This is a genomic window from Moraxella bovis (assembly GCF_002014975.1).
Taxonomy (GTDB): Bacteria; Pseudomonadota; Gammaproteobacteria; order Pseudomonadales; family Moraxellaceae; genus Moraxella; species Moraxella bovis.
The window spans coordinates 25634-50105 of sequence record NZ_MUXV01000042.1 but is presented as its reverse complement, the minus strand read 5'-3'; the positions used below and the strand labels follow the sequence as shown (position 1 = coordinate 50105).

Annotated in this window: 20 protein-coding genes and 2 pseudogenes; 9 read left to right on the top strand and 13 right to left on the bottom strand. The window is 44.1% G+C overall.

All coding sequences use genetic code 11. The features are described 5' to 3' along the window. Nucleotides 1–146: 146 nt before the first annotated feature. From B0182_RS10330 to B0182_RS10315, 4 genes are read right to left on the bottom strand one after another with little or no spacing between them, the layout of a single operon-like run. The gene (locus tag B0182_RS10330; RefSeq protein WP_078274861.1) at nt 147–968 is read right to left on the bottom strand and encodes a DNA-methyltransferase; all 822 of its coding nucleotides are present in this window, start codon (nt 966–968) and stop codon (nt 147–149) included. Nucleotide 969: 1 nt separating this feature from the next. Further along, nucleotides 970–1812 carry a type II restriction endonuclease gene (locus B0182_RS10325; RefSeq protein WP_078274860.1) on the bottom strand — a complete coding sequence of 281 codons (843 nt, stop codon included), beginning with the start codon at nt 1810–1812 and terminating at the stop codon, nt 970–972. A gap of 1 nt (nt 1813) precedes the next feature. After that, nucleotides 1814–2698: a DNA adenine methylase gene (locus B0182_RS10320; protein ID WP_078274859.1), complete on the bottom strand. Its 885-nt coding sequence runs from the start codon at nt 2696–2698 to the stop codon at nt 1814–1816. Between the two features lie 53 nt (nt 2699–2751). Continuing rightward, a complete protein-coding gene (locus B0182_RS10315; RefSeq protein ID WP_078274858.1) occupies nt 2752–5604 on the bottom strand; it encodes a valine--tRNA ligase in 2853 nt (950 codons plus the stop codon). Nucleotides 5605–5804: 200 nt separating this feature from the next. Between B0182_RS10315 and lnt the strand changes: the two genes are divergently transcribed. The 6 genes and pseudogenes from lnt to B0182_RS10285 all read left to right on the top strand — a co-directional run bounded on the left by lnt (nt 5805) and on the right by B0182_RS10285 (nt 13755). Continuing rightward, on the top strand, nt 5805–7436 hold the full coding sequence (lnt, locus tag B0182_RS10310) for an apolipoprotein N-acyltransferase (RefSeq protein ID WP_078274864.1): 1632 nt from the start codon (nt 5805–5807) through the stop codon (nt 7434–7436). Nucleotides 7437–7633: 197 nt separating this feature from the next. Beyond that, nucleotides 7634–8122, top strand: a complete 489-nt coding sequence (locus B0182_RS14030) for a flagellar basal body-associated FliL family protein (RefSeq protein WP_112742679.1) — start codon at nt 7634–7636, stop codon at nt 8120–8122. 479 nt (nt 8123–8601) lie between these two features. Continuing rightward, on the top strand, nt 8602–10149 hold the full coding sequence (locus B0182_RS10295; protein WP_078274856.1) for a TolC family protein: 1548 nt from the start codon (nt 8602–8604) through the stop codon (nt 10147–10149). Between the two features lie 217 nt (nt 10150–10366). Continuing rightward, nucleotides 10367–11563 (top strand): annotated as a pseudogene (locus B0182_RS15365) (ABC transporter transmembrane domain-containing protein); the annotation flags it as partial. Nucleotides 11564–11860: 297 nt separating this feature from the next. Beyond that, nucleotides 11861–12577: pseudogene (locus tag B0182_RS15360) on the top strand (ATP-binding cassette domain-containing protein); the annotation flags it as partial. Between the two features lie 11 nt (nt 12578–12588). Continuing rightward, the gene (locus B0182_RS10285) at nt 12589–13755 is read left to right on the top strand and encodes an HlyD family type I secretion periplasmic adaptor subunit (protein ID WP_078274854.1); all 1167 of its coding nucleotides are present in this window, start codon (nt 12589–12591) and stop codon (nt 13753–13755) included. Nucleotides 13756–13870: 115 nt separating this feature from the next. Here the strand turns inward: B0182_RS10285 and B0182_RS10280 are convergent, their stop codons facing one another. Together B0182_RS10280 and B0182_RS10275 are read right to left on the bottom strand one after the other, a co-directional pair. Next, the gene (locus B0182_RS10280) at nt 13871–14569 is read right to left on the bottom strand and encodes a GTPase family protein (RefSeq protein ID WP_078274853.1); all 699 of its coding nucleotides are present in this window, start codon (nt 14567–14569) and stop codon (nt 13871–13873) included. Continuing rightward, on the bottom strand, nt 14569–15561 hold the full coding sequence (locus tag B0182_RS10275; protein WP_078274852.1) for a GTPase family protein: 993 nt from the start codon (nt 15559–15561) through the stop codon (nt 14569–14571). The genes B0182_RS10280 and B0182_RS10275 overlap by 1 nt, the downstream gene beginning before the upstream one ends. A 119-nt stretch (nt 15562–15680) precedes the next feature. Between B0182_RS10275 and B0182_RS14395 the strand changes: the two genes are divergently transcribed. Next, nucleotides 15681–15827, top strand: a complete 147-nt coding sequence (locus B0182_RS14395; RefSeq protein ID WP_158079691.1) for a helix-turn-helix domain-containing protein — start codon at nt 15681–15683, stop codon at nt 15825–15827. A 331-nt stretch (nt 15828–16158) separates the two neighbouring features. On the opposite strand, the gene B0182_RS10265 is transcribed toward B0182_RS14395, so the two are convergent. The 3 genes from B0182_RS10265 to aroE all read right to left on the bottom strand — a co-directional run bounded on the left by B0182_RS10265 (nt 16159) and on the right by aroE (nt 20174). Next, nucleotides 16159–16995 (bottom strand): exodeoxyribonuclease III, encoded by an 837-nt coding sequence (locus B0182_RS10265; RefSeq protein ID WP_078274863.1) that lies wholly within the window; start codon nt 16993–16995, stop codon nt 16159–16161. Between the two features lie 414 nt (nt 16996–17409). Further along, entirely contained in the window at nt 17410–19230 is a 1821-nt protein-coding gene (locus B0182_RS10255) for an acyl-CoA dehydrogenase C-terminal domain-containing protein (protein WP_078274849.1), read from the bottom strand. Between the two features lie 152 nt (nt 19231–19382). Next, nucleotides 19383–20174, bottom strand: a complete 792-nt coding sequence (gene aroE, locus B0182_RS10250) for a shikimate dehydrogenase (RefSeq protein WP_078274848.1) — start codon at nt 20172–20174, stop codon at nt 19383–19385. Between the two features lie 270 nt (nt 20175–20444). Here aroE and B0182_RS10245 point away from each other — a divergent pair, with 270 nt between their 5' ends. After that, on the top strand, nt 20445–21041 hold the full coding sequence (locus tag B0182_RS10245; RefSeq protein WP_078274847.1) for a hypothetical protein: 597 nt from the start codon (nt 20445–20447) through the stop codon (nt 21039–21041). A gap of 209 nt (nt 21042–21250) precedes the next feature. On the opposite strand, the gene B0182_RS10240 is transcribed toward B0182_RS10245, so the two are convergent. Then, entirely contained in the window at nt 21251–21712 is a 462-nt protein-coding gene (locus tag B0182_RS10240) for a DUF2799 domain-containing protein (protein ID WP_158079690.1), read from the bottom strand. Nucleotides 21713–21812: 100 nt separating this feature from the next. After that, nucleotides 21813–22286, bottom strand: coding sequence for an MliC family protein (locus tag B0182_RS10235; RefSeq protein WP_078274845.1), 474 nt, complete (start codon nt 22284–22286; stop codon nt 21813–21815). Nucleotides 22287–22561: 275 nt separating this feature from the next. On the opposite strand from B0182_RS10235, the gene B0182_RS14390 reads away from it, so the two are divergent. Next, complete coding sequence (locus tag B0182_RS14390) at nt 22562–22699, top strand: hypothetical protein (protein ID WP_158079689.1); 138 nt, start codon at nt 22562–22564, stop codon at nt 22697–22699. Here B0182_RS14390 and B0182_RS10230 read toward each other — a convergent pair. Together B0182_RS10230 and nhaA are read right to left on the bottom strand one after the other, a co-directional pair. Next, nucleotides 22696–23028, bottom strand: a complete 333-nt coding sequence (locus B0182_RS10230) for a hypothetical protein (RefSeq protein WP_078274844.1) — start codon at nt 23026–23028, stop codon at nt 22696–22698. The two genes, B0182_RS14390 and B0182_RS10230, sit on opposite strands and share 4 nt — an antisense overlap. A gap of 149 nt (nt 23029–23177) precedes the next feature. Then, complete coding sequence (gene nhaA, locus B0182_RS10225) at nt 23178–24407, bottom strand: Na+/H+ antiporter NhaA (protein WP_078274843.1); 1230 nt, start codon at nt 24405–24407, stop codon at nt 23178–23180. Nucleotides 24408–24472: the final 65 nt, after the last annotated feature.

Below are 24472 nucleotides of genomic sequence, written 5' to 3'. Positions count from 1 at the left end.
TTTTAGACCAGAGCCAAAAATAATAAATCAAATTTTAACAAAAATTTATGGAGTTGGCAAATGGATTTTTGGCTACGCCCCTGATATTGATGTCATTGTACAGGGGCGTAGTGTGGTGTTTAGGGTGGTTAAGGACTTAATTGCAATTAAATAGCACTAATCTGCTTACGAATTTTTTGTTTAAATTCATTTTTTAATACAGGTGTGATTTCGTGATAACGCCTTTTTGATAACTCTAAAAACTCTAATTCTTGCTCAATACCGATATAATTTCTATCCAACAATACACCAGCAATACCTGTTGTGCCAGAGCCTGAAAATGGATCTAAAATCAAATCATCTTTTTGGGTTGATGATAAGATAATGCGAGATAAAAGCCCAAGTGGTTTTTGAGTAGGGTGTTTACCCTGTGTCTTTTCCCAACTGCCCACCGCAGGCAATCGCCATATGTCTTTTTGTTGTTTGTCGCCATTTAATTTTTTCATCAAATCATAGTTAAAATAATGTGGTATCTTAGAATGTTTTCTTGCCCAAATTATCCATTCACTTGAATAGGTAAAATAACGGCAAGAAAAATTAGGCGGTGGATTAGGTTTTTCCCAAGTTATTATATTTAATATTTTAAAATTATTTTCTTTTAATACTTGACCAACGGTAAAAATATTATGGTGCGTACCACTTATCCAAATGGTTCCGTTATCTTTTAATAATTGTCTGGCTTGTGCTATCCATTCATGATTAAAATTATAAATACTAGCTTCATTGTCATTTTTATCCCATTCGCCTTTATTAACCGATTGAATAATGCTATTTTTAAAAGTTAATCCATCATTGGATAAAAAATAGGGCGGATCGGCAAATATCATATCTATGGAATTATCCTGAAAATGCGACATAAAATCAATGCAATTCCCCTGGTAGATATTAAAGTTTTTATCATCTGATTCAAAATAAGGTTTTATTCTCATTTTACCAATCCTTTATAACACCTTCGCTATTTAGCTGTTCAATAAAACCATGCAAAGTATATAAATTATAAACAGAAGGTATATGAGTATAGGCTTCTTGTAGTTTATTCTTGGCAGTTTTCCAGCCTTGACCATCGGTAATCCAAACAAATTCATACTGCGAATATTGATTGATTTTTGGGGCAACATCAGTATAAGCTCTGGCAACTTCATTTAATTTTGAGCCACCACTATTATAATAATTGGTTTCAATTACATAGGTTTTTCTTTTGGTTTTGATGACAAAATCAAATTGTTTGACATCAGCTCCCAAGCTTTCAATGTCTGTAAAAATGGTGTTTCTGACTTCTTTTTTATAATAAATATCTGCATTGTCAAATAATAATTGAACAGCTTTTGACATATTGTCTCCACCACGATTTTTTCGGGCATTAGTATCCAAACCCACTTCAATGCCAAACACATAATCAACTAAATTTTTGATGTTTTTATCTCTAAATACATCAGCAAGCCCTGTATTGTTAAGAAAATCTATAATTTTATCTGCTGATTGAAAGTAGCTATTTAATGTTACCACTTGACCTTTTTCATCTAGGCTTTTCTTTTGTTCCTTTTTTCTAACTGCAATCAGTATTTCTAAGATAGAAAACGCATTTGGGCATTCGGCGTATAAATCATAAACTGCTTGTTTTAAATCATCTTTTCCCAATAAATAATTAAGCTGGTTTAAGTGAATCTCAATTTGAGCGACATTCTTTTTTACTTTATCAAAATCAGTAAAATAATCCAAAGTAGTATTGGTTTCTGACATACTATTTAAAAAATCATCAAATGCTAATTTCATGTTAAACTCCGTTACTGACTATAATTTCATTTACCTTTTTGCGACCATTACTATTGGCACTAATGGTGCGGTTAGCTTGTATTCTCTCAATTTTAAAATCTTGATATAATTCATCAAAAAATTCATCAGATGAATTGGTATTTTTTGGATCGGAATTGCTTAATAAAAAATAATGACCCAACTTATCTATTTTTTTACAAAAATTTGCCAAGCGTTTTTGTTCATTATCATCAAAGCCATTATCAGAATAAGAAGTAAAACTTGCGGTATCACTAATCGGACGATAAGGCGGATCAAGGTAAAATAGGCAGGGAAAATTATTTGGCAAATGAGCCAAAACCAATTCAAAATCACCTGATAGTATTTTGGTGTTTTGTAGTTTTTTTGAAATATTTAAAATATTTTCTTTATCTACAAAAGTTGGTTTTTTATAACTACCAATGGGAACGTTGAATTGATTATTTTTATTAACACGATATAAGCCATTAAAAGCAGATTTGTTTAAAAAGATAAATAACCCTGCCTGCTCAATATCATTACTGGTTCTTTGATTAAAAACATCTCGTTTGTGATAAAAATAAGGTTTTTTACTTTCTAAATCAGTTAATTTATCATAATGACTTTGCAAATTTTCAATATATCCTATCAAATCATCGGGGTTGTTTTTAATAACTTGATAAACATTGATTAAATCGGCATTGCAATCATTGATGACAAGCTGTTTTAGATGTGGCAAATCGGACAATGCCCATAAGGACACCGCCCCACCACCAACAAAAGGCTCTACCAAACAAAAATCTTGTGAGTGAACAAAATCAGGCAAGCGTTTTTGAATTTCATCAAGCAAAGAATTCTTACCGCCCGCCCATTTTATAAAAGGTTTCATTTACTTTTTTCATCATTAAGTGGTGCATTAAGCAAATAGATTATAAAAATAATCTATTTGCCGTTGTTGGGATTACAAACTATCAACTGCCCCACCTGCTTCTCAATCTCCCTAATTTGCCCTTCTAACTCGGCAAGTTTCGCCTTTTCTGCCTCTACCACTTGGGCCGGGGCTTTGGCGATAAAGCCTTCATTGGATAGCTTCTTGCTGATTGCATCCGCTTGGGCTTGGAGTTTTTCACGCACTTTATTTAGGCGGTTAAGCTCGGCGGTTGGGTCAATTAAGCCTTTCATCGGCACCAGCACTTTTAGCGAACCAATCAAGGCTTGCGATGACAATGGAATCTCGTCATCATCGCTGACAATGGTTAGCATCTCAACCTTAGCAAGGGCTTTAAACTGGCTTTCAATGCGGGCAAGACTTGCTCTCTCTTCGTCCGTTACGCCTTGTAGTAGCACAGGCAGACGTACGGCATTGCCCAGTTTCATCTCGCCACGAATGTTTCGCACCGCACCGATAAGGCTTTGTAGCCATGCCATATCATTTTCGGCTTGCTCGTCAATGCGTTCATCGTCCGCCACAGGGAACGGAGCGAGCATGATACTCTCGCCTGCCTGCCCAAGCATGGGAGCAAGCGTTTGCCAAATCTCTTCGGTGATAAACGGCATAATGGGGTGTGTGAGACGCAAAGCGACTTCCAGCACTGACAACAGCACACGGCGAATCTCGGCTTTACGCTCATCAGATACGCTCTCATCGTTTAGGATAGGCTTGACAAGCTCCACATACCAGTCGCAGTATTCATTCCAAATAAAGTCATAAATAGATTGGCTTGCCAAGTCAAAACGATAGGTCTCAAACGCCAAGTTTACCGCTTGTTCGCATTTTTGTAGTCGGCTTATTATCCATTTTTCGGATAATTCCCACAGCTCGGGGCGGAGCGTGTCGCTGATTGGCTTGCCTTCTACGTTCATCAAGACAAAGCGAGTGGCGTTCCAAATTTTGTTGCAGAAGTTGCGATAGCCTTCCACACGTTTTAGGTCAAAATTGATGTCTCGCCCTGTACTCGCTAGACTTGCAAAGGTAAAACGCACCGCATCTGTGCCATAGGCAAGAATGCCTTCGGGGAACTCTTTGCGAGTGGCTTTTTCGATTTTAGCGGCATCTTTGGGGTTCATCAGCCCTGTCGTGCGTTTGGCGACCAGACTTTCAAGGTCAATACTATCAATCAAATCCAAGGGGTCAAGCACGTTGCCCTTGGATTTACTCATCTTTTGCCCTTCGCTATCACGCACCAAGCCGTGTACATAGACGGTATGAAATGGCACTTGTGGCTTGCCGTCCTTATCCTTGACAAAATGAAGCGTCATCATAATCATTCGGGCAACCCAAAAGAAAATGATGTCAAAGCCTGTAACTAGGACGCTTGTGGGGTGAAAATTTTGTAAAATGGCATTGTCAAAGTCGGCGTCCGTCCCTGTCCAGTCCAGCGTACTAAACGTCCACAAAGCGGAGCTAAACCAAGTATCTAGCACGTCTTCATCTTGACGAAGGGAGGTATCGCCCAAGTTATATTTGGCACGCACTTCATCTTCATCACGCCCCACATAGACACCGCCATTATCATCATACCACGCAGGAATGCGGTGTCCCCACCACAGCTGACGGCTGATACACCAGTCTTGAATATCACGCATCCACGCCATGTACATATTGGTATATTGTTCTGGGACAAATTTAATATCGCCATTTTGCACCGCATCTATCGCAGGTTTAGCAAGCTCATCAATTTTGACATACCATTGGTCGGTAAGTAATGGTTCAATGACTGTACCAGAGCGGTCGCCATAGGGGCGTTTTAATTCGTGGGGTTCTACTTTTTCTAAAAAGCCGTGCGTTTCTAGGTCGGCAATGATGTTTTTACGAGCGTCAAAGCGGTCAAGCCCTTGATAAGCAGGCGGACAATTTTCGTTCATCGTGCCGTCAAGGTTCATTAGGTTAATAATCTCAATGTTTTGGCGTTCGCCCACTTCATAGTCATTAAAATCGTGGGCAGGGGTAATTTTTACGCACCCTGTACCAAATTCAGGGTCAGGATAAGGGTCAGCCAGCACAGGAATGACACGGTCGGTTAAAGGCACGTGAACCATTTTGCCCAAAATGTGCGTATATCGCTTATCATCAGGGTGTACCGCCAAACAGCCGTCTGCCAAAATGGTCTCTGGGCGAGTGGTGGCAATGTGCATATACTTGCCGTCAAGGCTTGCTCCATTGGCGTCCGTTTGCCCAGCGGCAAAAGGATAGCGAACGTGATACATAAAGCCTTTTTCATCACGATTTTCCACTTCCAAATCACTAATGGCGGTTTTTAATTTACAGTCCCAATTGACAAGGCGTTTTTTACGATAAATCAACCCTTCATCATACAGGCGGACAAAGACTTCTTTGACCACTTTGGACAAATCATCGTCCATGGTAAAGCGTTCACGAGACCAGTCCACGGACGAGCCTAGACGGCGGATTTGACGAGTGATGTTGCCACCTGACTGCCCTTTCCATTCCCACACTTTTTCAATGAACTTCTCACGCCCCAAGTCATGACGGCTAATGCCGTCTAAGCCTAGCTGACGCTCCACCACCATTTGCGTGGCGATACCAGCGTGGTCGGTACCTGGTTGCCATAGGGTGTTGTAGCCTTTCATGCGATGAAAGCGAGTCAGAGCGTCCATAATGGTGTTGTTAAAGCCATGTCCCATATGGAGCGAGCCTGTTACGTTTGGCGGAGGAATTGCGATAGAGAAGGATTTTGGCTTATCAAGGGTGGGGCGAAAATAGCCCTTGTCTTCCCAAGTGGTGTACCATTTTTGTTCAATGTCGGACGGGGTGTAGGTGGTGGGTAGGGTCATGAGAGTACCTTTAAATGCTTTGAATTAACTATAAAAATAAAAACCCCTAATTTTACCGTAAAATTGGGGGTTTGGGAAAGGGTATTTTTGTTTATTGGAGTAATTTTGACAGTATACTCAGATTGGATTGCAAATGAAAAGATAAGCATTTGCCCCAAAAATTTGCTAAAATAAGCGGTTATTTGCTCCAACTGTTTATCATGACTTACCAATCAAACCCTGTCACCACACCAACCGTCGGCATCGCCAAGCGTGCCACTCGCCAAAAAATCGCCACCAAAAAACACCTACCGCTCATCATTCCTATCCTGCTATGTCTGGGGGCAGGGGCGATGTTCTCACTGTCGCTTGCTCCCTATAAGCTATGGACGATAGCCGTACTCTCGCCCATGGTGCTATACGCTTGCCTAGTGGGTGAAGATAGGGCAGGGCGTGCGTTTTGGATAGGGCAGGCGTATGGGTTTGGGCTGTGGGCGGTGGGTGCGTTTTGGCTCTACACATCCATTCATGAGTACGGCAACATCCCGACATGGCTTGCCCTTATCATGATAGCTTTGATGGCGTTTATCATGGGGCTGTTTCATGCGGTCATGGCGTGGGCATTTGTGCGTTTTGTGGGTCGTCAGCCGTTGGCATTTGCGTCGTTGTGGGTGGTACAAGAATGGGCAAAGACATGGTTACTGACTGGTTTTCCGTGGCTGTTTGTGGGTTATGCCTTTACTGATGTGGCATGGATAAGTTCACTGGCACCGATGTTCGGGGTGCTTGCCATTAGCTTTGTGGCGGTGCTGTTCGGGGCGAGTGTGGTGGAAGTCTTTCGCCAAAAACTGGGCTTTTTGCTCATTAGTGCTTTTTTGGTGCTGTTTGCCATGATGATGTGGGTCATCAGCCCCAAATGGACCACCCCTACGGGCGAGAAACTATCCATGTCCTTGATACAGGGCAATATTCCCCAAGATTTAAAATGGCTGACCGAGTACCGCTACGAGACCCTAAGAATCTATGCCGAGCTGTCAGCGAGCGAGTGGGGGCAAGATGTCGTGGTGTGGCCTGAGGCGTCCATTCCCATGTTCCAAGATGAGGCGTGGGAGTTTATCAACGAGGTGCATACGCACGCGCGCATGCAGGGGGCGACGTGGGTCATGGGCATTCCCTATAAGGATGTGGAAAACTTTGACCCTGCCACACGAGAATATCCGCATTTGTATAACAGTGTGTTGGCACTGGGCGAGGACAGTGGTGGTCTGTATAAAAAACAAAATCTTGTCCCTTTTGGCGAGTACATTCCTTTTGAGGGGATGTTGAATATTTTACCTGATTTGGCAGGCATGCAAGATGTGGCCAGTTTTAGCCGTGGCGATGACAACCAAAAGCCACTACTGGTCAAAAATCAGCCCATGGGGTCGGCGGTGTGCTATGAAGTGGCATACCCTGACACCACTCGCAAAAATGCCAAAGACACCCAATTTCTCTTGACCGTCTCAAATGATGCATGGTTTGGCACAAGTGCAGGCCCTTTGCAGCACCTACAAATGGTGCAAATGCGAAGCATGGAGACAGGGCGGTGGTTCGCACGAGCGACCAACACGGGGGTGACGGCTTTTATCGATGATAAGGGACGTATCGTCAGCCAAGCGACCCCCTTTGTGCCGACCGTCCTGCGTGGGGAGGTGCCAATGATGACGGGGGTGACGCCTTTTATGCGATGGGGCAGTTACCCGATACTGCTGTTGGCGTTCATTTTGGTCGGGCTTAGCTTTATCGTCAAACGCCAAAGTCGCTATGATGCCAGTCATGAGCTGTATTATCAGGGTGAGGGTGTGCGAGATTGATGGCATAAAAATGTAAAAATTACCCATAATTTTAATGGGGGATTGTACAAAATGGTAAAAATTGGTATATAATAGGGCAAAGTTTATTTCGTTTAAAAACAAAACTCACGCATTTGATGAGTGATTTTTAAAATGTTAAATAAAATCAAATGCCAAATAAATGGTTAAATCAAACCCATCAACACGACAGGTGATTTATGGCACACGCACATGATGCTTCTGAAAACAACCCAACCAAAGAAATCATTCATGCTTTGATTGGCGTGGTTCTACTTTTGGTGATTATCGGCGGTATTGCCGTTTTTGCATGGTTACGCCCAGCAGGCAATCATGAGCCTGCAATCGTCTCAGCCACACCTGCGGGCAGAGCCTTGGATGAACTTGCTCAAAAAGAGGCAAACCCGACTGATGCCCAAAAAGCAGAAGCTGTGGCAGAAGCGACCGCACCGGATGCGACCGCAGATACTCCTGCCAGCCCCGCCTCAGAGCAAGAAGCAGCTGCCCAAGTAGCGGATTCAAATGGCGATGCCCAAACACCTGTCCAAGACAAAGTGGTAGAGGATAAACCTGTTGCCAGTGACGTGGCAACAAGCGGTGCACCACATGACACAACAGCCGAAGATAAAGCTGCCGACAACACAGCAACTGCCGAAGCAGAGCCAAAAGCAGAAAAAACAGCCAACTGATTGGCGGATATAAACCCACGCCATGCTAAAGGTCAGTTTGGGGTGGGTTTTTTGTTTGTATTTGACAAGGTAATAAACTTGAATCGATGAGGTAAATCCTGCACTTTATCCAAATTTTTCAGCAATCATTTGTAAAATTTGTTATCATGTACAAAGGTGTGTTGAACTTTAACATTTGTAATAAAAAACAAGATTTAGCCATTTTTCATGCAAAAATGGATTGAAATTGTCAACTTTTACCATATCTATAAGAATGTTATCAATGTTCAACACGCCCTAATAAATTTCCTACAAAACTCCAAATTAAAAACCGTTCATGGTGAGATTGGAAAATCTACCTGTTTTCCACTACTCTTTGATAAGCTTAGGGTGAACGGAAAACTGGTTTTGCAGGGAGTTTAATATTATTCATATTCAATACGCCCCCAATATTGGCATAATCTTTGCTTATTATTAGTGATAAGTAATTGGACTTCTTGATGATTCACCATAATTTAAAAAAATGCTTGCTCTTAGGATTGGGACTGCTACCTGTGTTGGTGTCTGCCGACATTAATCCTTTGGATTTGGATGCATTACTCATCCGTGCCACCCAAACACACCCCTTGGTGAATGCTGCCAAAGCCGATGAAATGGCGGCAGTTGAGGGTGTGCGTGCTGCCAAATTAGGCATGCTACCAACCCCCACGATTAGCACAGGACATGACAAAAATGACGGTCTGGTTAGCACCGTTACCATTCGTCAGCCACTGTGGACAGGGGGGCGACTGACAGCACAAATTAACCAAAGCATTTATGACAATAAAGCCGCTAATGCTTATGTATTTGAACAGCAAAACACCGTCGCCAAAAACACCATCGACATCTGGCGGGGCTACATCTACGCTGTTGCCTTGCAGGAGCTGTATGCTGACAGTTTGGCACGCCTAAAAGAGTTTGAAGAGATGATGGAGCGTCGGGTGGCTCAAGGCGTGTCGGCAAAGATTGAGCTTGATTTGGTAAAAAATCGCATCTATCAAGATCAAAACTCGCTACAAAATGCCATAGAACAAGAGCGAGTTGCTGCCGCCAGACTCTCACAGCTTATCGGTGAAGAGTTGGGCGAAAAAAAATACAACATCACCATGAAGTCCCTAACAGACTATGCCAAAGCACAGTCGGTAAATTTTGAGACGCAGGTGTTTGGCAATTCAGGCAGTCATCACCCTAGCGTGGTACGCCAGCATTTTCAAGTAGAAGCCGCCAAACAAGAAGCCAAAGCTCAGGCAGCAGGGCGTTATCCTAATATCTATGCCCAATACCAACACACTTTTGAGCATGAGAATAACGAAGATGATGGCGATTTTTCGGTGGGTATGTCCTATGACCCGGGGGCGGGTTTTTCATCACTTGCCTTAACCCGTGCTGCCAATGCTCGTGCCATGAGCCTAACCCAAACCCAAGAAGCGACACGACGAACGGTTATGGAGGGTTTGCAGACTCAGTATCAAGAATTTACTTCAGCACGAGACAGGGAGCAGTCCATCAAACTTGCCATCGATGGGGCAAAATTGGTGGTGGACTCCTATGGTCGTCAGTTCATCGCAGGGCGAAAATCATGGCTTGAAGTGCTAAATGCGGTGCGTGAACACACCCAATACGAACAGCAACTCTTGGAAGTGCAAAGTCAGATGGTGGCAAGCTTTTATAAGCTACAAGTAGATTTTGGGGCGATGGATTGGCAGTCGGAGTACGGTAGTATCCATGCACCTGTCAGTGAGTTTCGACCTTATCGCACATTTTTGGCGTGGCGTAAGACCAATGCTCAGCCAACACCAAAGCTAAGCACTCCAATGGCTGATGGCAGTTTTGTTAATCAGCAGGATTTATGGATAGAGCCACCTCGCTTAGCAGATGAGATGGATAACGAGATTGATGAGATTCATTCATCAGATGCCCAGATGGAGCATATCATTGATGGTGAAGGTGTGCAAATGGGCGAGCAAGTTCAGTCTGTGGATGAGTACAATACCGCCTTTGACCACTGATGACTTTAAATAAGCAAATCAATAACTCAATCTGAGCCTATCAAAAATGGTTGTAGTAAACTTATCGTCTGACAAAATGATGATGGCATGTTTCAACACCGGCAGGTGCAAGTCTATTTTAAGCCAAATGGTGTCGTAATTAAGTTTTTTACCCATATTTACAAATTATATTTATCAAATATTGTCATGCCAAAGTGTGACAAGCCAAGGATAACTGATGTCGTTAAACCAAACCACTGACCACCCAGACAACCAACAACTGCCAAAACAATACGCCAGTAATAATGCCTTGGGCATTGCGGTGTTTGAACTTTTAAAAGACGTGGGCGTGACCGTGGATAAAAATCGTCTGGATACCGCTTTGTCACGTGTGTTAGAATTTAAGTCGCACAAAGAGAAACTTTCTGTGTTGCTTGAGACGTTGGGTGTGGTTGATGAGCCTGACATCATGGATGAGCCTGATGCTGCTTACATGCCGTTATTTGTCCATCATAAATCGCTTGGCTATGGGCGAATTGTACAAAAATACGGGCTTAACTGGCTGTTTGAGGGTGTAGATGGGCGGGTTACTTGTCAGAGTTCAGACTTGGATTTTGTGGCAAAAATCAGGGTGTCTGACAGGTTGGTTAGTGAAAAAAAGGTCAGCTTTCATGACCTGCTTATGGAGAACCTTAAAGGACACAAGCGTGTGGTGGTGGAGGCGGTTGTGGCATCTCTCATCATTAACCTGCTTGCCCTTGCTGTCTCATTATTTTCCATGCAGGTCTATGACCGCGTTATCCCGACAAACAGCAAATACACGCTCATCATTCTAGCGTCAGGTGTGGCAATCATGATTTTATTTGAGGCAGCGATGAAATTTGCTCGCTCAAAAGTCATGGATAAGATGGTCATTGGTGTTGATGAGAGGCTCTCTCGCAGTATCTTTGAACGACTGCTTGCGGTGCGTGTGGATAAAATGCCAGGTTCGGTAGGTTCTCTGGCGGCGCAACTTCGTGGTTATGAGCAGGTGCGTTCATTCTTTACGGCAAGTACGCTCTTTACGCTTGTCGATATCCCGATGAGTATTTTGTTCATCATTTTGATTGCGGTCATCGGCTCGCCCATTGTTGCCGTCATTCCACTTGTCGCTGCAGTAATTGGCATCATGTTGGGTTTATCTAGCCGTAAAAAGATTGACAAAATCTCTGCTGAAAATGCCACCGCATCCTATCTAAAAACGGGGATTTTGGTGGAGACGGTCGAGGGCATGGAGACCATCAAGGCAGGTTCGGGCAACTGGAAGTTTTTGTCCAAATGGCTAGATGTAACAGGTGATACCATTGATAACGACCTAAAAATGCGTCATGCCAATGACAATCTAAATTATAGCGTACAAATGCTCCAACAAATCAGTTATGTGGGGATTGTCATCACGGGGGCATTTGTAGTGATGTCGCAAGCCATGACCATCGGTGGCTTGATTGCTTGTACTATTTTGGGCGGACGTATTTTGGCTCCCATTATGAATGCACCGAACCTATTGGTGCAATATTCGCACGCCAAAGCCGCCAAAGCTAACATTGAGCGACTCTTTGAGCTAGAGCAAGACAATAACGACGTCGCTCACCCACTTGCCCCATCTCGCATTCATGGCTGGTATCAGTGCCATAACATGGCTTTTAGCTATGCAGGCAATGAGCGAAATGCCCTAAATATTGAGCATTTGGACATTAAGGCAGGTGAGCGGGTGGCGATATTGGGCTCTATCGGCTCTGGCAAATCCACTTTGCTAAAAATCCTATCAGGTCTGTATATGCCCACAGGCGGTCATGTGCTGTTAGATGGACTAGACATCAGTCACATCAGTCGTGAGTCCATGAGTGAGCAGGTGGGCTATCTACAACAAGACCATCGTCTGTTCCAAGGCACGCTCCGTGAAAACTTGCTGATTGGCATGCCTGCTCCGCCTGATGATGTCATCAGGCAAGAGCTACATCGCACGGGGCTTATCCGCTTGGTGTCGGGGCATTCTAGCGGTCTAGATTTGCCCATTAGCGAAGGTGGTAAGGGTCTGTCAGGCGGGCAAAAACAACTGGTTGCTTTCACCCGCTTAGTGCTGACCAAACCATCGGTGTGGCTACTTGATGAACCAACGGCATCCATGGATAACATGCAAGAGAATCAATGCTTGCAAGTGCTTGCCCAAGAACTCCAAGACCCCACCAAGACACTTATTGTTTCAACTCATAAAATGGGACTCTTGGCATTGGTGAATCGCATCATCATCATGGCAGATGGTAAAGTGGTCATGGATGGACCTAAGCAGGCGGTGCTATCACGACTTATCCAAAATGAGCAAAATGCCAAAGATGCCATGAAAAAAGTAGAGCAGACTAGTGCCACACAAAATATCGGCATCAACCCTAATACACCCAAGCAACCATAAAGGGAGATACTGTGAGTCAAAAAAACTATCAAAAAGCCAAATCACGCAGTAAGCCCAGTGTGATTATTTGGGTGGCACTGGTGACCATCATTGTGCTTATTACATGGGCATCATTTGCTAAAATCGACCAAGTGACCAGAGCTCAGGCGACTGTCATCGCATCTGACCGCACCCAAGAGATTCAGGCGGCGGACAATGGCATTTTGTCAGAACTGCTGGTCAAAGAGGGCGATGATGTCAAAAAAGGCGACCTATTGGCGATATTAGAAGAAGAGCGTGCTAAGGCGGCATTGGATAACTCGGCAACCAAAGTGGCAGCCCTGCGTGCGAGGGTGGCACGTTTGGAGGCGGAGATTTTTGACCGCCCACTAAATTTCCCAGAAGAAGTGCAAAAGTACACCGAGTACGTCCAAAACCAAACCGAGCTATACAACCGTCGCCGCCAAGCCATCACCCAAGATGTGGCGTCATTACAAAAAATGCTTGACCTTGCCAAGCGAGAGCTTGCCATGAACGAACCGCTATTGGTTCATGGCGACGTCAGTCAGGCGGACGTGATCAGACTTCGCCGTCAAGTGGCAGACATCGAGGCACAGATTACCAACAAACGCAATAAATACTTTGAAGATGCCCAAACCGAGCTGACCAAAGCCCAAGAAGAGCTAGAATCTGAGAGTGAACAGCTCAGAGACCGCACGCAGGTGTTAGAAGAAAAACGGCTATTTGCTCCTGTGGACGGCAAGGTGAATAACATCGCTGTTACGACCATTGGCGGGGTGGTGCGACCGGGTGATACGATCATGCAACTGCTTCCGACCAGTAGTGATTTGATTGTGGAGGCAAAGGTTCAGCCTGTGGACATCGCCTATGTCAAAGAAGGTCAGACCGCCAGTGTCAAACTGGATGCTTATGATTATTCTATTTTTGGGGCGATGAATGGCGAGGTCATCTACATCAGCCCAGACACGCTCATGGAGAAAACCCCGCAAGGCGATAAGCCATATTATCGGGTGCAGATTCGTATTGCGGGGGCTCAGGTGGCGGCTCGTGAAGATGAGATTGTCATCAAGCCGGGTATGACCGCCAGTGTAGACATCAAGGCAATGGAGCGGACGGTATTATCCTATCTAACCAAACCGATTACCAAGACATTGTCCGAGGGTCTGGGCGAGCGATGATTTACATAAAACATGGCGTATGCTATATTTTATGTGATAATTATATTTTGTCAAAAGTCTAAAAGAGTTATGTTGATAAACAAAAGCGTGAATTTTAAAATTCACGCTTTTGTTGTTAGTTAAGATAACGCCTGTGAGTTGGTAAGTTGTTGATGATAAATCCAAAAATTTCATCAATGTTATAATTACGCTCGGCACTATAATAAATAGGCGTAGGAATGGTTAATCCTGTTGCTTCTTTGATACGCTCTTTGGTGGAATGTACTTTTTCATTCAAAAACTCAATCAATCTGGGCTGTGGCTGATTTTTCTCAAAATCCCAATACCGTCCACTCATTGCCATATCAGCCTTGTTAATTGCAACCAATACACGACTAGGCTCAATATTTGGTAAAATTACATCGGTTAGAAGTTTATATGAAGTACCCAAATCACGGCTACTGCCATCTAAAATCACCAAGACTAAATCCATCAAAAAATACGATTTTTGTTTTGATGTACAGGTATCTCTCAATAAAAAAACCAAATTTTTAGCATGGCGTTCGTCCGCTTCTTTACCATCGCCAAAACCTGCTGTATCATACAGTCGAAAACTCTGACCCACACGATAATCAGCCACAATCTGCGTCTGTGGCTGAGAACCTTTGCCAACCTCTGCCACATCCGAACCAAACAAGGCGTTAAGTGTAGAGCTTTTGCCCACCTCTGTTGCCCCCACTAGGACAACATCTAAGGGGGTGAGCAATCTTTTTTGGTTAAGTGCAGATTGTAGCTGTATGGTGCGAGTATGACTCACTCCTTGCTGATTATTCATCATAAGCCTAACCACTTACCAATTTTCTTAGCCCCTTTAATGATTAAACCACCTGTCTTAATGGTAACATCTACCACATCTTTTAAATCGTCAATACGGTTGAACAGTATTTCTTTTGCAAAGTCCACGCCTTCTGACACAACTTCTTTTAAAGAGTTCCAAATAGAATCATCCACTTCTTTTTGATAATCTTTAAGACTATCACTCTTTTCCCACATTTTAGCATCTTGGTTAAGCTGAGTGGCAATAACCACACGCTTGGTGGATTTGGTATGTCTTAAAATAAATGCTAATAGTTTAGATAAGTTATAAGGCTGTTCTTGTGTGTCATCATCGGTATATCCTGCCGAATAATAAATCACATCAATATCTACCCCTGTCGCTTCTTTGATGCGTGATTTGGTGGAGTTTACCTTTTCGTCCAAAAAATCAATGAGTTTGGGTTGTGGTTCGCTCTTTTCAAAATCCGAGTATCGCCCACTCATCGCATTATCGGCTTTATTAATAGCAACAAGCAAACGGCTTTTATCATTGCCTAGATTAGGGATAATCACACTATTAATCAGCTCATACGAAGTGCCCAAATCACGACTGCCACCGTCCAAAATCACCAGCACCATATCAATCAACAATTCGCCTTTGCTGTCTTTTTCAGTAAGTTTACTGATAATGGCTTTGGCGTGGCGTTCGTCCGCCTCTTTACCGTCACCCAAACCAAGGGAATCCCACAAAATTACATTACCAAGCTCGTAGCTGGTAATACTCATCGTTTCAGGATTGGAGCTTGTGCCAATTTTGGCTTTTTCCATACCAAACAGGGCATTAATGGTGGACGATTTGCCCACGCCCGTACCACCCACAATCATTAGATTGAGCTTGGTATTTTTTAGGCGGTTGATATTTTGCAAAAATTTGGTTTTATCTGCTTCGCTGATACTCGTATCTTTCTCAATGTTACTTACAACATCGTTAAAATTAGTCTCAAAACTCATGATTTTTTCCTTAAATGGTTAAAAAATGGTTGCATATTGGCAGTCATGCCTTTACAATGATAGCCAAATTTACCCCAAAACACCAACCATTTGTTGAAAAACTCAACCAAAAGTTACCTATGAAAACCCAAGACAAAATCCGAGCCATTCGCACCCAACAAAAAATCTCCCAAGAACAAATGGCAGAACGTCTTGAACTCACCCCCCCACAAGCCTATTCAAAAATAGAATCAGGCAAAACCAAATTAAACCTAGACCGCATTTAACAAATTGCCCATATTTTAAATATTGATGTTACTGAATTAATTCATAATAATGATAATGGTGTATTTTTATTAATTAATGAGAATTGTACAAACGAAAATCTAAATAATGGAGCAATTATTTATCATAGCAATCCAAATCATGAGCAAAATTTAGTTCATGAAAATGACAAATTACAACTTATCATTACCCATAAAGATGAAATCATCACCCAATTACAAAATGAAAATTCCTTATTAAAACAAATGCTTGATTTATTAAAATCCAACCAATCCCAATGATTTATTGATAAAATAAAAACGTGGCACTCACCACGTTTTTATTTACCCAAACTTAGCCCAACACATAATCCACCACCACAGGAGCGTGGTCAGAATACCATTCATCTCGGTAAACCCACGCCCCTACTGTGCGAGCCTTCCAGTCAGGTGAGCAAGCGTGATAATCTATCCGCCAGCCGACATTCTTGGCACGAGCCTGCCCACGATTGCTCCACCACGAATAAATGTTGCTGTCAAATCGCACCACCCGAAACGTATCCACATAGCCCAAATCATCATAAATATGGTCAAGCCACGCCCGTTCGTGGGGCAGACAGCCAGACGCTTTTTGGTTGCCCGACCAGTTTTTGATATCAATGCGTTTATGCACAATGTTATAATCACCGCAGACGATGATGGATTTGTTCTCGTCTCGCCAGCGTTTTAAAATGGCTTTATATTTTTCCAAAAACTCATCTTTACGAGCCTGAGCGTCATCGCCTGATGAGCCAGACGGCAAATACAAAGACGCAATGTGTACAGGTGTATCTAGTCCCCATTCACTGAGGTCAAACTGCCCACAGGTAAACCGCCCTTGCGTGTCGGCAGTGTCAAAGCCCAGCCCGTCCGTTGGGATAAAGGGCAATTTACTATAAATCGCTGTGCCAGCATATCCCGCTCTCTCGGCAGGGAATAGATGAGCATGATAACCCACAGGCTTAAATTTATCCGTCCACTGCCCATGGGTTATCCGTGTCTCCTGCATACATATCACGTCTGCGTCCGACTTGACAATAAAGTCAAATAAGCCCTTTTTCTCAGATGCTCTTAGTCCATTGACATTGATAGATACCACCCTTAGGATACGCTTGTCGCCATGTTTGGCAAGGTAGGCGGATTTGGGTGGTATGATGTCGTTGGGTTTGGGGTTTAGGGCGGTTGGGGCTTGTGGGTTGGGGTGTAATGGGTTGATGTCGGTCATGGTATCGTTTATTTAAAAGATTTATAAAGGGCAAATTTTACCACAAAATGCCATGAATATTTGTATAAATCGTGATTGACAAGGGCGTACTGAATATTGATAACATTTATTTGTATTTTATAAAGATTTATGCTTTTAATCTATTTTTGCATGAAAAATGGCTAAATCTTGTTTTTCATAATAAAAGCTCGTTTGATAGAATGACTATCAAACTTCACTTTTTCCTTGAAAAACGGGCGATTTTTCTCATTTTTCATGGCAAACACCAACATTCAACACGCCCAAGCCAAACAAAAACCACCCAAATTGATGAGTGGTTTTTGATGATTTGTAAGCGAATGATTAATCAATGATAAAATGCTCAATGTCCATGTCGGTCATCACTTCGCTTGGGGCGGTCATGCTGTCGGCAAGCCCACTCGTGCGTGGTAGGATTTTATCAAAGTAAAACTCTGCTGTTTGGGTTTTGGCAAGGTAGAACTCACGGGGTTGTTCACCGCCATTTTTCATCTTATCAAAGGCAATCGCCGCCATTCTTGCCCAGTGGTACGCCATCATCACATAGCCTGAGTACATGAGATAGTCTTCGGACGCTGCCGAGATAATCTCACGGTTTTTGCGTTTGGCGGTAATGGCAAGGCGACCAGTTAGGACGTTCCATTCGGCACACAGCTTGGTCAATGCCCAAACGTATTTACGCATGTCTTTGTCAAGGGCATAATCGCCACACCACTTCATGATACTGGCGGTATAATCACGCACCACTTTACCACCGCCTTGTAGCAGTACCTTACGACCGAGCAAGTCTAGGGCTTGTACGCCTGTCGTGCCTTCGTACAGCGTACTGATACGAGCATCACGGGCGATTTGTTCCATGCCCCATTCTTTGATGTAGCCATGACCGCCAAAGATTTGCAAGCCGTTTTTCACAGACTCTTGGGCGATTTCGGTCAAAAAGCCTTTTAGTACAGGCGTGAAAAAGCCCATTTTGTCTTCCCAACGCTCAATCTCTTTTTTGTCGCCACGCACGGTCGCATCCGCCAGTTTGTCCGAATAACGCCCAACGTGATAAATCATGCTTCTCGCCCCTTCGGTAAATGCCTTTTGGGTCAGTAGCATACGGCGGACATCGGCGTGATAGTGAATGGCATCAGCAGGTTTGTCAGGCTCTTTGGTGCCAGACAAGGCACGCATAGAACGGCGTTCTTTGGCATAGGGCAGTGAGTTTTGGAAAGCAAGCTCCATGTGAGCCAAGCCTTGAATGCCAGTGCCGACACGGGCGGTGTTCATGTAGGTGAACATCGCTTTTAGCCCTTTGTTTGGCTCGCCAATCAAAAACCCTGTGGCGTTGTCAAAGTTAATCACGCACGTGGCGGACGCACTAATACCCATTTTGTGTTCGATAGAGCCGCAGCTCACGCCATTACGCTCGCCCATGTTGCCGTCATTGTCAGACAGGAATTTTGGCACGATAAATAGCGAAATGCCTTTGGTGCCAGCAGGGGCATCAGGCAGGCGTGCCAGTACGATGTGTACGATGTTCTCGGTCAGGTCATGCTCGCCAGCACTGATGAAAATCTTAGAGCCATTAATGGCATAAGTGCCGTCATCGTTAGGTTTGGCGGATGTTTTCATTTGGTTTAGGTCGGTGCCGCACTGGGCTTCGGTCAGACACATGGTGCCAGACCACTCGCCAGTAACGAGCTTGGGTAGGTATAGGTCTTTTTGCTCGGTCGTGCCGTATTCCAAAATGGTATTGACCGCTCCAAGCGATAGCCCCGGATACATGGCAAATGACCAGTTGGCGGTGCCAAGCATCTCTGATTTGATGAGATTGAGCGACATTGGCAGAGCCATACCGCCATACTGTTCAGGGTAGGCAATGCCTTGCCAGCCCCCTTGGGCGAACTGCTCGTACGCTTCTTTAAAGCCTTTGGGTGTGGTAACCTCGCCGTCCTTAAAATGACAACCTTCGGCATCGCCTGACTGATACAGGGGGGCGATGACGTTTTCGGCTAAGTCGGCAAAGCCTTCTAAAATCATGCCAACCGTTTCGCTGTCGGCATTTTTGCCATGCTCAAAGGTTTTGTAGTGGCCTGGATAATCAAAGACTTCATTGATGAGAAATTTGATGTCCCGTAGGGGGGCTTTGTACGTTAGCATAAGACAGCTCCTTTGTGATAGATAAATAGGATAAAGGGGAAATGTGTGAAAACATCATTTCCTTACTATACCTTATTTTGTGATTTATGCTAGGGGTTTTGTGTTAAAAATAACTATTTTTCATAAATTTTTATTATTTTTATAAAAATAAATTATAAATCTAGCACCACCTTATCCAAATCCACCGCCCGACCTGTCCACAGCTCAAAGGATAAGCGAGCTTGATTGATAAGCATGCCCATGCCGTCTATCTGTTTGGCGGTGTTAAAATGCTCCAAAAAAGCAGACGGTTTGCCATACATCATGTCATACGCCACATCCGCCGACACACCACCCAAATCCAGACTTTGCCCTGTGGTCGTGGCGGACGTGGCATTGATGATGACATCAAAATGCCCTGTGAGTTCGTCTAAGCCGTGAGCGTTGATAGTAATGCCCTGTGTGGCAAACTCTTGGGCGAGTGTTTGGGCTTTGGCAAGCGTGCGATTAAACACCGACACTACCGCACTACTTTGGATAAGCGATAAAATCGCTCCCCGAGTTGCCCCACCTGCCCCGAGTATGGCGACTTTTTTACCGTGCAAATCCACGCCACGCCCCACCAAATCCGCCACCAGCCCCCGACCGTCCGTGTTATCGCCATAGAGCTTACCATCTTTTATGGCAAGTGTGTTTACCGCCCCTGCGTTTTTGGCGTATTCGCTTAATGTACCGACTTCTTGGCAGATGTCAAACGCCATTTCTTTAAAGGGCAAGGTTACATTCGCCCCCACGCCCCCGCCATGAAAAAACGCTTCGATGACCGCCTTAAAACTGCCAAAATCATCAGGGCAAAATTGGCGGTTGTAGCTGATGTCAAGCCCCACAGAGCGAGCAAAGGCGGTATGAATGGCAGGGCTTTTGGAGTGGCTAATTGGGTTGCCGATGACGATAAAGTGGTGCATACATTGTCCTGATGAATTTAAAATAAAGGCTCTGGTTCAAAAAGCATGCTGCAAAGAAAACCGTTCGTGGTGAGCTTGGTAAACCTAACGGTTTTCCTACTCGCAGGCAGGCTCAGGGCGAACGGAAAACCTAGTTTGGCATACTTTTTAGACTACTACCAAAATAAAAACTGTTAAAATGACCCAAAAACGGCTACAATAACCGCCATTATTTTCCCACCATTTAACGGCTAACGCAAGCCATTTTACCATTTACCATTTATATCAGCCATGACCGACACCAATTCTGCCCCTGCCAAAAAATCCTTTAAAACCCCCATCATCTGGGCGGTCATCATCGCCTGTACTGTGGTATTGGCGTTGTTTTTTCGTCCTACCACGCACAAGGATGTGGTGCAAGATGACGGCGAGCCAAAGGTTTATGAAAAAGTGGTCTATGATGTGGCAAATTGGCAAGCAAATCCTGCCATCAATGAGACAGGGCAGGGCGGGTTTGAGCGTGCCAAAACGCTGATAGCTCCGACCGCCACCAAGTCGGACGCCTTGGATTTTCATGGGGCTATGGCGGACAAATACAGTTATACATCAGGACACGAACCGCCCCTATATGTCATCGAGTCGGATAAGCTCTTTGAGCTGGCATGGTACTATGCTCATCCCAAAGACAGCGATACCATCAAGCAGGCAAGCCACGCCCACGCCAAAAAAGCCCACGCCCTTGTCACTGCCTTATATGGCGATGACGGCAAAGCGGTGTTGGAGCAAATGCTGACAGAGCAAATGGTTGGGGCAGAGCTACTACAAAAGCATGGCATATTAAAGGCAGAATGCGTCAATTATACCTGCCAGCTTATCATGAAAAAATAGACAAATAAAAAGGTGTAAGGATATTTTACATTGTCTATATTAAATCTCTTTCCAAACTAAAAATAAACCCTGATAAACACTGGGTTTGAAGTTTTTAAAAATCTATAAAAATCGGGGTTTGGAAAGAAGTCTATTATCATGAGCAACCGTAGGGCGTGTAACACACACTGCTTATTGGACTGATATTTTAAAAATCACCCAAATTGGCTTTACCACCACCAATAAGGATGGTACGGATAGCCATACCAACCACCATAACCATAATGCATGCGGGTCATGCGTTCGCTCATCTGATGTTGCTCTAAGCCCATCATGTTGGCACGGTGTAGCTCTTCTAGGGTCTTGCTGTCGCCGACATCACACACGCCTTGTAAGGTGTAGCCCATTCGCCCCATGTTGTAGGCGTTGTCTATGGTGCAGTAGGATTTTAACCCTGCTTGGCGACCTTGCTCCCATAACGCACGGTCAGGCGTGGCAAGCCCTTGGCAGGTTTTGGCATGGCGTAATATCTCTTGACTGCTTGCTCCACGCAGACCGTCAGCAAGACCCACCTGCCCCCAGTTGGCAGATGAGCAGTCGGCTTGTTTTAATGTGGCAGTTGTAGCACAGCCTGTGAGTGCGAGCATGGGTAGGGCGGTGAGTAGGAATGCTTTTTTTGTAATAGGTTTCATGGCGGATTGCCTTTTATTATTGATTAAAAAACGCACAAGCATGGCTTATGCGTTTTATTTGGCTGTATTTAGCCAAGACAGGCTAACTTGTTCGCTACCATCAGTGAGCATGGCTGTGCATGGGGTGAGTGCTTTCGCATTTTAGGCTATACACCATGCCATCAGCAGTGGTTATGTCCAACGCACCAAATTTGTTTTTAGTGCGCCATTCATATTTTGAATTAGGATTGATGTCATTAACAAACAGCATGCCCGATGCAGAAGGGGCGAGTCTTAATTCAACATCGGCACCAGTTAGGCTTAAGCTAGGAGCGGTGATGTTAAGTAGAGCTTGCTCGGCATCAGGGTTGTAGTTGGCAACAATGTTGGCATCTTGGTCGCAGACATAGGTTTTTGACATGATGCCATGATGATGTTTTTTGCCATGCTTATACTCATGCTTGTCGCCATGTTTGTGGGCGTGCTTGCCTTGCATTTCTTGGGGTTTGGGCTGTTTGATGGTTTGGCTGTTATTCGTGGTACAGCCTGTCAACACCAAGGCACCCACAGCAGTCGCAATCAATAATTTTTGCATGACAATCTCCTTAAAAGATAAAAATAAAATCAGTTATCATTTAAATGATATATTTATTATAAATGAAATTCCACTGCCTTTTGTAACAAATTTTTTCAAAATAAGAGTAAACTTGTAAAAAACTTTAACACAACTTTTATCGTGAAAAACTGATGTGATAAAAGGCAGGTATGCCCTAATCATCATTTTCTTTTAAAATAGCCATCATGCCTTGACTTTATTTTATTCAAAAGCTATATTTTAATGACTTGCCACACTATCTCACGCTAAACGCCATGACAAAATCCCTGCGAGCCCATGGAGCAACCACCCAAAACAGCGAGCTGATGAGCCTATGGAGTGATGTGGGCGTGGCGGACTGCCGTGATGAGTCTATGAGTGAGCTTGTGGCAAGGCTAGCAGGCACGCCCTAATCGACCAAATACACCACGTTATCGCCGTCTTTTTTGATGACATGGTTAAGCTCTAAACGCTTGATGATGTCATCGATATCAGCATTTTGACCGCCCCGAAAGCTAAAAATCGCCTCTAAAAATGTCCGTAGGGCAGGCAGGCGATTGGGCTTGCTTTTTAGCACTCGCTCCAAGCAATAGTCATAATCGGCAGAGGGTGGCAGTTTTTGGGTAGGGGCGGATGATGGGTTTTGGGCAAGCATGAGTTGCCCGAGCAGATGATAAGCCAGTTTTAGCTTGTCCGTATCAGATAAGGCGGACGCCAAATCAAGGACGGTGCGATAAGACATGGGAGTTTCCTTAAATCATGGGGCTGATAATGATGGCACTGATGGGTAATGAAGTTGGTTTATTGTATGACAAACACGGATAAATGAAAAGATCAGATAACAAAAAGCGGACATGTTGCCCGCTTTTTGTTTTTTTGTTTTTGGCATGATTAATGTTTGGGCGGTTCGCCAACACCTAAATACATCTCATCATTTTTGGCAAGGGTGGGATGGTCAGCGTCTTTGATGTTGGCACGCAAGACAAAATAACCCACAATACCCGAGATAAGCGAGCCTAGGATAATGCCTAAACGTGGGTCATAATCCTCAGGAATGCCGCCAAAGGCAAGCCCCGAGATAAAGAGCGACATGGTAAAGCCGATACCGCAAAGCAGAGAGACGCCATAGATTTGCATGAAGTTTGTGCCTGTGGGCAGTTTGACCAAACCCATTTTGACGACCAAAAACACAGGAATTATCACGCCAAGCTGTTTACCAATAAACAGACCTAGGGCAATACCCATGGGTACGCCGTGCATGAGCTCGCCCATGTTAGTCCCCGCCAGCGAAATCCCTGCATTGGCAAAGGCAAATAGAGGTAAGATACCAAAGGCGACAGTATTGTGTAAATCGTGTTCTAGCTCTTCTAGGGGTGAATGCTCAGGGTCGGCGTTGTTTTTCAAAGGAATAAAAAATGCCAAAAGTACGCCTGCTAAGGTTGCATGCACGCCTGATTTTAACATGGCGGCCCATAGGATAAGTCCGATAAGCAGATAAGGCGTGAGACGGGTGACGTTTAGGCGATTTAGTAGGAATAAAAAGGGCAAACACACCGCTGCCACGCCCAGTGATATCAATGATAATTCAGACGTGTAGAACAAGGCAATGATGATAATCGCCCCGATGTCATCAAAGATGGCAATGGATACCAAAAATACTTTTAAGGCATTAGGGACTTTGTTGCCGAGCAAGCTAAGCACGCCAATGGCAAAGGCAATGTCCGTGGCAGCAGGGATTGCCCAGCCTTTTAGAGCCTCAGCATCACCATAATTTAGTCCATAATAGACCAAAGCAGGGGCGACCATGCCACCGATGGCACAGATGGCAGGCAGAACGATTTGCTTGACATCGGACAGCTCACCTATCAAAGCCTCACGCTTTAATTCTAGACCTACCAAAAAGAAAAAGACCGCCATCAGACCGTCATTAATCCAATGATGAGCGTCTTTGGCAATCTCAAATTGACCAATTTGCACCACGACAGGAGCATGAATAAAAGCATTATAAAGTTCAGATAAAGGTGAGTTTGCAACAATCATTGCAAGTACGGCAGCTAAGGCAAGGATGATGCCCCCAGCAGCTTCTAAGGCAAAAAAGGCTTTTATGCGACTCATCGACATGACTATCTTTTCCTATAAATATAAATGAAGGAACAAAACCTATAATTATAAAAATTAGTTATAAA